General features: G+C 70.5%; 8 protein-coding genes. 1 reads left to right on the top strand and 7 read right to left on the bottom strand.

Annotation, left to right across the window (positions count from 1 at the left end; all coding sequences use genetic code 11):
• Nucleotides 1–245: 245 nt before the first annotated feature.
• From AB0J39_RS35575 to AB0J39_RS35605, 7 genes are all read right to left on the bottom strand, one after another.
• Nucleotides 246–1151: a haloalkane dehalogenase gene (locus AB0J39_RS35575; protein WP_363472909.1), complete on the bottom strand. Its 906-nt coding sequence runs from the start codon at nt 1149–1151 to the stop codon at nt 246–248.
• A gap of 93 nt (nt 1152–1244) precedes the next feature.
• Nucleotides 1245–1682: an HIT family protein gene (locus tag AB0J39_RS35580; RefSeq protein WP_363472911.1), complete on the bottom strand. Its 438-nt coding sequence runs from the start codon at nt 1680–1682 to the stop codon at nt 1245–1247.
• A complete protein-coding gene (locus tag AB0J39_RS35585) occupies nt 1679–2839 on the bottom strand; it encodes an acyl-CoA dehydrogenase family protein (protein ID WP_363472912.1) in 1161 nt (386 codons plus the stop codon). Before AB0J39_RS35585 ends, AB0J39_RS35580 begins: the two co-directional genes overlap by 4 nt.
• Entirely contained in the window at nt 2839–3357 is a 519-nt protein-coding gene (locus AB0J39_RS35590; protein WP_346228194.1) for a MaoC family dehydratase, read from the bottom strand. The genes AB0J39_RS35585 and AB0J39_RS35590 overlap by 1 nt, the downstream gene beginning before the upstream one ends.
• Before the next feature lie 434 nt (nt 3358–3791).
• A complete protein-coding gene (locus AB0J39_RS35595; RefSeq protein ID WP_363472914.1) occupies nt 3792–4796 on the bottom strand; it encodes a YihY/virulence factor BrkB family protein in 1005 nt (334 codons plus the stop codon).
• The gene (locus tag AB0J39_RS35600) at nt 4793–5698 is read right to left on the bottom strand and encodes a DUF3618 domain-containing protein (RefSeq protein ID WP_363472916.1); all 906 of its coding nucleotides are present in this window, start codon (nt 5696–5698) and stop codon (nt 4793–4795) included. Before AB0J39_RS35600 ends, AB0J39_RS35595 begins: the two co-directional genes overlap by 4 nt.
• Nucleotides 5695–6093 (bottom strand): phage holin family protein, encoded by a 399-nt coding sequence (locus AB0J39_RS35605; RefSeq protein ID WP_363472918.1) that lies wholly within the window; start codon nt 6091–6093, stop codon nt 5695–5697. Before AB0J39_RS35605 ends, AB0J39_RS35600 begins: the two co-directional genes overlap by 4 nt.
• 441 nt (nt 6094–6534) lie before the next feature.
• Here AB0J39_RS35605 and AB0J39_RS35610 point away from each other — a divergent pair, with 441 nt between their 5' ends.
• The gene (locus AB0J39_RS35610; RefSeq protein WP_363472920.1) at nt 6535–8937 is read left to right on the top strand and encodes a glycoside hydrolase family 48 protein; all 2403 of its coding nucleotides are present in this window, start codon (nt 6535–6537) and stop codon (nt 8935–8937) included.
• The last annotated feature ends 189 nt before the right edge of the window (nt 8938–9126 follow it).

Below are 9126 nucleotides of genomic sequence, written 5' to 3' on the forward strand. Positions count from 1 at the left end.
AAGGTCGCCCGCTCGGCCGGGCTGCTGCCGAGGTCGCGACGGCCGCGCAGCACCCGCCACAGCACGACGGCCGGCACGGCGACGAGGACGGCGACGACGAGCGCGGTGACGACCGGTTCCACGCCGCCGCAGCCTACCCGCCGCCCGCCGCCCGCCCGCGCGCGCGGCGGTGAACGGTCGTGATCGCGCGCCGGGACGCTCGGGCGGGGCCCCTGCCTGCGCGCGGTGGCGGGTGGACACGGCGCCTACCGCGCGGCCGTCTTCCGCACGAACGCGGCGACCGCCTCGCCCAGCTCGCGGCCCGCGTCCTCCTGCAGGAAGTGGCCGGCCCCGGCGATGACGGGGTGGTCGAGCCCGGCCGCGCCGCGCATGGACTTCTTCAGGATCGGCGCCATGCCACCGGTGATGGGGTCGCGGTCGGAGAACGCGACGAGGAACGGCAGGTCGAGGCGGGTGAGCGTGTCCCAGGCGGCGCGGTTGGCGGGGGCGGCCGGGTCGCCGGGGGTGATCGGCACGAGACCCGGCATCGCCCGCGGCCCCGCCTTGAACTCCTCCGAGGGGTACGGCGCGTCGTAGGCCCGGCGCACCGGCTCGGGCAGCTCGGTGACACAGCCGGACTGGACGAACCGGGCGATGTCGAGCACGGGCGCCTTCTCGACGGCCTCCCGGAAGCGGTGCCACACCTCGGGCATCGGGATGTCGCCGGTCGGCAGGCCGGTGTTGGCGGCGACGACCCGGGCGAACCGGTCCGGATGCTCGGCGACGAGCCGCAGCCCGATCAGCCCGCCCCAGTCCTGGCCCACCAGCGTCACGCCGTCGAGGCCGAGCGCGTCGAAGGCGAGCGACCGCACCCACTCCACGTGCCGGGCATACGTGTGGTCCTCCCGGCGGGACGGCTTGTCGGAACGGCCGAAGCCCACCAGGTCGGGGGCGACGGCCCGGCAGCCCGCCTCGGCCAGCACGGCGAGGACGTGCCGGTAGAGGAACGACCAGCTCGGCTCCCCGTGCAGCAGCAGCACCGGCGGGCCGTCCGCGGGACCCGCCTCGACGTACGCCATCCGGGCGCCGCCGGTCACCTCGGCGTAGCGGGGTTCGTAGGGGAAGCCGGGCAGCCCGGCGAAGCGCTCGTCGGGGGTGCGCAGGAAATCCATGCTGTAGTCCTTTACGACGTAGATTCGTCGGATACGAAAAGCTCGACGGGGCACGGAGCGGGCGGGCGACGCCGCGCCAGGGCGGTCCGGGCTTCAGCGAGAACCCGCGGGCGCGGCCAGTGCGGCGCGGATGCGGGCGGCGTAGTCCTCCATCTCGGCGTCGCCGTCGTACTTGACCCGGGGCCAGAAGAAGCCGCGCAGCCCGTCCTTGCGGTTGCGCGGCACGACGTGGACGTGCAGGTGGGGCACGCTCTGACTGATCCGGTTGTTCATCGCGACGAACGTGCCGGCCGCGCCGGTGCCCGTCTCGACCGCGCGCGCGACCGCCTGGACCCGGCCGAAGAACGGCCCGACCGATTCCGGCGGAAGGTCCGGCAGGGTCTCGGCGTGGCCGCGCGGCACGACGAGCACGTGCCCCTTGAACACCGGCCGGGCGTCGAGGAAGGCCGCCGCGACCTCGTCGTCCAGCACCACGTGGGCGGGCCGCTCCCCCGCCGCGATCTCACAGAACACGCAGCCGTCCACCGTCACCAGCCCAGCGTGGCGTCGCCCTCGACGAGGGCCTTGGCGATGATCAGCCGCTGCACGTCGTTGGTGCCCTCGCCGATCGCCATGAGCGGCGCGTCCCGGTAGAGGCGCTCGACCACGAACTCCTGCGAGTAGCCGTACCCGCCGTGGACCCGCATCGCCTCCAGCGTCGCCCGCAGCGCCACCTCCGAGGCGAAGTACTTCGCCATCGCGGCCTCGCTGCGCACCGGCCCCGCCTCCGACCGCGTGGCCGCCCAGTACGTCATGAGCCTGGCCGCCTGGATCTCGGTCGCCATGTCGGCCAGCTTGAGCTGGATCGCCTGGAAGCCGGCGATCGGCTGCCCGAACGCGTGCCGCTCGCGGGCGTAGCCCAGGGCCGCGTCGTAGGCGCACTGGGCGACGCCGACGGCCCGGGCGGCGATGTTGAGGCGGCCGAGTTCGAGCGCCGACAGCACCTGCTGCATGCCGCGCCCCTCCACGCCGCCGAGCAGCCGGGACGCCGGCACCCGCACGCCGTCGAGGACCACCTCGCACGTCTCCGTGCCCTTGTAGCCCAGCTTGGGCAGGTCGCGGCTGACGGTCAGGCCCTCGCTGCCGGCGTCCACGAGCAGCACCGACATCCCGCGGTGGGCGGGCGTCTCGATCGAGGTCTTCACCAGGACGGGCAGCGGATCGGCGTGCCGCGCGTTGGTGATCCACGTCTTGGTCCCGGTGACGACGTAGTGGTCGCCGTCGCGGACCGCCCGGGTGGCGATGCCCTGCAGGTCGGTTCCCGCGCCCGGCTCGGTCAGCGCGATCCCGGTGCGGCGCGCTCCCGTGGCGAGGCCGGGCAGGTAGTGGCGGCGCTGCTCCTCGGTGCCGTACTTGGCGATCATCCAGGCGGACAGCGAGTGGGAGCCGAGCACCCCCGCCACGCCCATCCAGCCCCGGGCGATCTCCTCGAAGACCAGGGCGAACGACACCCGGTCGAGGTCGAGCCCGCCGTACTCCTCCGGGATCGTGACGCCGAACAGCCCCAGCTGCGCGAACCGCTCGACGATCTCCGCGGGGTAGCGGCCCGTGCGCTCCCACTCCGGCGCGACGGGGACGATCTCCTTGTCCACGAACTCCCGCAGCGTCTGCCGGAACAGCCGCTGGTCCTCGTTCAGCTCGAAGTCCATCACGCCTCCATCGGGCCGGTCTTGGCGCGCGGGAAGTATCCCTTGTCGTGCGGCGCGTCGCGCTTGTAGACCATCACCGCGCGCCGCCAGGACATCACCTCGTCGCCGTCCTGGTTCAGCCCCCGGGTCCGGCAGGTGACGATGCCGGCGTACGGCCGGGATTTCGACTCGCGCTTGTCCACCACCATCGACTCGGCGTAGAGCGTGTCGCCCACGAAGACCGGATGGGTCAGCCGGATCTCGTCCCAGCCGAGGTTCATCATGGCCGTCTGGCTGACGTCGATGACCGACAGCCCGAGCACGATCGCCACCGAGAGCCCCGAGTTCACGATGATCTTCCCGGCCGGAGACCCGGCGGCGAAGTGCGCGTTGAAGTGGTTCTGGTTGGTGTTCATCGTCAGCAGCGTGAACCAGGTGTTGTCGGCCTCGCTGATCGTGCGGCCGAGTGGGTGCTGGTAGACGTCGCCGACCACGAAGTCCTCGTAGTAACGCCCGATCCGGGCTTCATGGACCGTCACACCAGAATACTATTCTGGATCTTCCCGCCACAGGAGGACCCACGGCACCGGTTCTCCAACGTTCGGAATTGTTCCGGACATGCACAGACCTGGCATATGTGACTCGCGTCCCCAACAGTGGGGTCTGCTTCGCGGGAGCTCCACCGCAGTGGAACGCGGCCGAGCCCGGGCCCGCGACAGATCCCCCAACCGAGACTCGAAAAAGGAGCTCGTCATGCGCCGACGTATCGCCGCCGCCGTTCTCACCGCCCTCATGTCCATCGGCGTCACCGCCGCAATCGCCGCGGCGTCGGCCACGCCGGCCAGCGCGGAGATCTACTGCTGCTGACCGGACCCCGGCCCCGTCGTCTCCCGTGCCGGGAGAAGGCGCAGGAAGGCCCGGCGCAGGGCCGGGCCTTCCTGAGGCTCCCGACGCGTCGGCGCCGGGGGCGGCCTCAGGGCGCGTCGGCCTCCTGGCGCGCTTCGCGCCGCGGCTCGGGCACCTCGCTCAGGCCTTCCTCGGGTTCGGGGTTCTTCGGGGGATCGCGGGGGTCGACGTACGGCTCCGCCGGGGACTCGCCATCCGCGATCCTGCGGCCGCGCTGGAGCTCGGCGTCGAGTTCGGCGCCGCAGAGGATGACGATGTTCGACAGCCACAGCCAGACGAGGAAGACGACGACGGCCGCGAGCGTGCCGTACGTCTTGTTGTAGGAGCCGAACCGCGCGACGTACAGCCCGAAGCCGGCGGACACCACGACCCAGGCCACGACCGCGAACAGGCTGCCGGGGCTGAGCCACCGCACGCCGGGCTGGCGGACGTTGGGCGCCGCGTAGTAGAGCAGGGTGATCATGCCCGCCGCGAGCAGCACGAGCACCGGCCACTTGGCGATGCCCCAGACCGTGACCGCCGTCGGCCCGAGGCCGATCAGGTTCCCCGCGATCTCGGCGAGCCGGCCGGTGAAGGTGACGGCGAGCGCGGAGGCCGCCATCAGGATCACGAGCAGGAGCGTCAGCCCCACCCGGAGCGGGGTCACCTTCCAGAACGGACGGCCCTCGCGGATGTCGAAGATCGCGTTGGTCGCCCGGATGAACGCGCCCATGTAGCCGGAGGCCGCCCACAGCGCGAGCAGCAGACCCATAATCGCGAACACCCCGGCGGCGCCCTGGTTCTGCTGGACGTTGGCGAGGCCGGTCTGCAGCATCTGCTGGACCGGCCCCGGCGTCAGCGACTTGATGTTCCCGAGCAGCGGTTCCGTGGCGCTCTGGCCCAGCAGGCCGAGTATCGACACCAGCACGATCAGCCCGGGGAAGATCGAGAGGACGGCGTAGTACGTCAGCGAGGCCGCCCAGTCGGGAACGTTGTCCTCCTTGAACTCCTTGGCCGTGCGTTTGACGACTCCGATCCAGTCGCGACGCGACAGCCTCTCGAGCGGCCCCTGCTCGTCCTCGGGGTCGGTCATCGGTGGGCGAACCTCCGCATGAGCGTGTGACGTGCCTGCGGGAACATCCGGCGGCCGCCGAACATGCGGGTCCTGCCGAACACGCCGCGCGTTCCCCTGCCGCCGAACATGGTCTTCCGGCCGAACGTGTTCATCCCGCCGAAACCGCGCTTACGGCCGGGCATGCGCAGCCCGCCGAAGGCGCTCTTCCCACTGAACGCGCCCTTGCCGCCGAGCGGGCCCACGCCGCCGATCCTCTTCTTGGCGCCGAACATCCGGTAGCCGCCGGCCGGCTTACCGATCTTGCCTGAGGTCCCGAGCCTGCCCATTCCCCGGGCCACGCGGCCTCCGCCGGACCCGCGCATCCTCGACGACATGCCCTGCCTCTGGAACATGCCGGACATGCCCGGCCTCGTCGTACTGCCCTGGTTCCGGGTGATCAGGCGGCGCAGCAGCAGCAGCGCGGTCCCCGCGGCTCCGGCGGCGGCGACCAGGCCGGGTCGGCGCCTCGCCTGCTCGCCGACCCTGCCGGCGGCTCCCCGCACCGGCTCCGGCGTGACGTCGCGCACCCGGCCGGTGACCTCGGCGACCCTGGCCCGCGCGGCGGCGGTGGTCGCGTGCACGCGCTCCTGCGCCCGCGCCTTCACGTCGGCCTTGGCGGCCAGCGCCTCGATCGTGTCGCCGAGGTGGTCGCGGGTCCGTTCGATCTCCTGGCGGACCTCGGCGATCTCGTCGTGGCCCTTCTTCTCGTCCTCGCCCTTGGTCCCGGTGTCCCGGGCCGCGGCGACGGGCTCGGGACCGGGCCGCGACTGCCGCACGGCGTTCAGCGACTCCGGCTCGGTGACCGGCTCGGACACGTCCTGTCTGTGCACCCCCACGGCGCCGGCGTTCGGCCGGGCCGCTCCGGGGTCGGTCTCGGTCATCTGCGCGCACTCTCCTTCATGACGTCGATGTCTGCTTTGAGGCTGCGCATCGCCTCGTCGGGAGTGGGCGGCGCCGCCCGGGACACCTGCTCCTTGCCCACCAGGGCGAGCAGCCCGGCGAGCGCGAGCAGCGCGGCGCCGATGATCAGGGCGCTGGCCCAGGCGGGCAGCACCAGCGCGAGCGCCAGGATCGCCGTGGCCACGAGGGCTCCCCCGCCGTAGAACGCGACGAGACCCGCGGCGCCGAGCAGGCCCGCGCCCATACCCGCGCGTTTGCCCTTGCGCGTCATCTCAAGCCGCGCCAGCCGCAGTTCGTCGCGGATCAACCGGGAGACGTCCTCGGACAGCCGTCGGACGAGTTCGCCCGTGGACAGCGACTCCTTCTGGATGGTCATGGCCTGCCTCCCTTCCAGGGTTGGGAAGCGCCTACCCGCAGCCGAGAGCCCTAACCACCGGCCTCGGCGGGCTGAACGGCCGGGCCGTTACAGATGAAAGTTTCAGTTATGAATTCTCGCCACATCTGTCAGGGAGGGGCAAAAGACCAGCAAGGGGCCCCGGCTCACCGCGCGGCCGGATCACCGGGTGAGGCGTCGGCAACCTGTCATTGACATACGGGGGGCCCAATCCACAATCCTGTTGTGGGAGCGCTCCCATCCTACCGGTTCAGATTCACCCTTGCCCGCATCGGCCGTGAAATCCGCTACCTGGGATTTCTTCATCCGATGCTCCCACCCCCAAACCACTTTGGAGACCCTCCAAAAATGAGAACGAGAGCTCTTAGTACGGGAGCGCTCCCACGATCGCGGAAACCGCTGGCACTGCTGGCGGCCGCCACCGTGAGCGGCGGCCTTCTCGTCGGGCTGGCGCAGACTCCCGCGTCCGCCGCCGTGTCCTGCGACGTGCAGTACGCGCTCAACTCCTGGGGTTCCGGTTCGGGCGGCTTCACGGCCAGCCTGGACATCAAGAACCTGGGCGACCCGGTCAGCAACTGGACGCTCCGGTTCACCTTCCCCAACGGGCAGAGACTGTCGAACGGCTGGTCGGCCAACTGGAGCCAGAGCGGCACCACCGTCACGGCCACGAACATGTCCTGGAACGGCAACCTCGGCACCGGTGCGACGACCAACGTCGGATTCCAGGGAACGTGGACCGGCAGCAACAACAAGCCCGCCTCGTTCTCCATCAACGGGGTGACCTGTGGGGCGGTCGTGAGCCCCTCCCCGCCCGTGAGCCCGTCGCCGTCCCCCTCGCCGTCGCCGTCCCCGTCGCCGTCGCCCGTCGTGTCGCCCTCGGCCAACGTGTCGCCGTCGCCGGACGTGTCGCCGTCGGCGAGCCCCACCCCGGGCACGGACAACCAGTACGTCCAGAACTTCCTGACGATGTACAACAAGATCCACGACCCGGCCAACGGGTACTTCTCGCCGCAGGGCGTGCCGTACCACTCGGTCGAGACGTTCCTCGTGGAGGCGCCGGACCACGGCCACGAGACCACGTCCGAGGCGTACAGCTACTACCTGTGGCTGGAAGCCATGTACGGCAAGGTCACCGGTGACTGGTCGAAGTTCAACACGGCGTGGCAGTCGATGGAGAAGTACATCATCCCGGCGCACGCCGACCAGCCCACCAACGACAAGTACGACCCGAGCAAGCCGGCGACGTACGCGGGTGAGTGGGACGACATCAGCGGCTACCCGTCGAGGCTCGACAACAGCGTCAGCGTCGGCAGCGACCCCATCGCCAACGAGCTGAAGAGCGCCTACGGCACCTCCGACGTCTACGGCATGCACTGGCTGCTGGACGTCGACAACGTCTACGGCTACGGCCGCTGCGGCGACGGCACCACCAAGCCGGCGTACATCAACACCTACCAGCGCGGGCCCGAGGAGTCGGTCTTCGAGACGATTCCGCAGCCGTCGTGCGACACCTTCAAGTTCGGCGGCCCGAACGGGTACCTCGACCTGTTCACCGGCGACGCCTCCTACGCGAAGCAGTGGAAGTACACCAACGCGCCGGACGCCGACGCCCGCGCCGTCCAGGCCGCCTACTGGGCGCTGACCTGGGCGACCGAGCAGGGCAAGCAGTCGCAGATCTCCACCGCGGTCGCCAACGCGGCGAAGATGGGCGACTACCTGCGCTACGCGATGTACGACAAGTACTTCAAGCAGCCGAACTGCACCAGCACCTCCTGCCCGGCAGGCACCGGCAAGAACGCGTCGAACTACCTGCTGTCGTGGTACTACGCCTGGGGCGGCGCGACCGACACGTCGGCCGGATGGGCCTGGCGCATCGGCTCCAGCCACAACCACTCGGGCTACCAGAACCCGATGGCGGCCTGGGTGCTGTCGAACGTCAACTCGCTGAAGCCCAAGGGTTCGACCGCCGTCAGCGACTGGTCGACCAGCCTCACCCGCCAGCTGCAGTTCTACAAGTGGCTGCAGTCGGCCGAGGGCGCCATCGCGGGCGGTGCCACCAACAGCTGGCAGGGCCACTACGCCTCGCCGCCGTCCGGCCTGCCGAAGTTCTTCGGCATGGCCTACGACTGGCAGCCGGTCTACCACGACCCGCCGTCCAACCAGTGGTTCGGCTTCCAGGTCTGGACGATGGAGCGCGTGGCTGAGCTCTACTACGCCACGGGCAACAGCGACGCCAAGGCCATCCTCGACAAGTGGGTCACCTGGGCGCTGTCCGGCACCACGATCAACGCCGACGGCAGCTTCCGGATGCCCTCGACCCTGAGGTGGACCGGCCAGCCGGACTCCAGCTTCAGCGGCCCGGGGATGCCGGCGGCCAACACCGGTCTGCACGTGACCATCCAGGACTACACCGACGACGTCGGCGTGGCCGGTTCGTACGCCAAGACCCTGATGTTCTACGCGGCCAAGGCGAACCACGCCCAGGCCAAGAGCACGGCGAAGGCGCTGCTCGACGGCATCTGGAAGAACAACCAGGACGCCAAGGGCGTGTCGGTCAACGAGACCAAGGCCGACTACAACCGCATCGACGACCCGATCTACGTCCCGTCCGGCTGGACCGGCAAGATGCCGAACGGCGACACGATCAACAGCAGCTCGACCTTCATCTCCATCCGGTCCTTCCTCAAGAACGACCCGGACTGGCCGAAGGTCCAGTCGTACCTGAACGGCGGATCGGCCCCGGTCTTCCGCTACCACCGCTTCTGGGCGCAGACGGACGTCGCGACCGCGCTCGGACAGTACGGCCTGCTCTTCCCCAACGGCTGAGCGGGTCCCCGTGAGCCGGGGTGCGGTGTCGCCTGACCCTTCACCGCACCCCAAGGAAGTGTCCCGACGGGGCACGACCGAGTAAGCCGGGGCGCGGGGGGGGCGGGCCCCCCCCCCCCCCCCCCCCCCCCCCCCACAACCAGGGCCCAAAACCAACGGCGGGAGAGTTAGGGAAAACAAGCGAGATAG

It is taken from the genome of Microbispora sp. NPDC049633 (genome assembly GCF_040675265.1).
GTDB lineage: Bacteria > Actinomycetota > Actinomycetes > Streptosporangiales > Streptosporangiaceae > Microbispora > Microbispora maris.

Excerpts from the sequence above, each read along its gene's own strand:
- AB0J39_RS35575 (WP_363472909.1), bottom strand. The coding sequence starts at position 1,151 with ATGGATTTCCTGCGCACCCCCGACGAGCGCTTCGCCGGGCTGCCCGGC.
- AB0J39_RS35585 (WP_363472912.1), bottom strand. The coding sequence starts at position 2,839 with ATGGACTTCGAGCTGAACGAGGACCAGCGGCTGTTCCGGCAGACGCTG.
- AB0J39_RS35595 (WP_363472914.1), bottom strand. The coding sequence starts at position 4,796 with ATGACCGACCCCGAGGACGAGCAGGGGCCGCTCGAGAGGCTGTCGCGT.
- AB0J39_RS35600 (WP_363472916.1), bottom strand. The coding sequence starts at position 5,698 with ATGACCGAGACCGACCCCGGAGCGGCCCGGCCGAACGCCGGCGCCGTG.
- AB0J39_RS35605 (WP_363472918.1), bottom strand. The coding sequence starts at position 6,093 with ATGACCATCCAGAAGGAGTCGCTGTCCACGGGCGAACTCGTCCGACGG.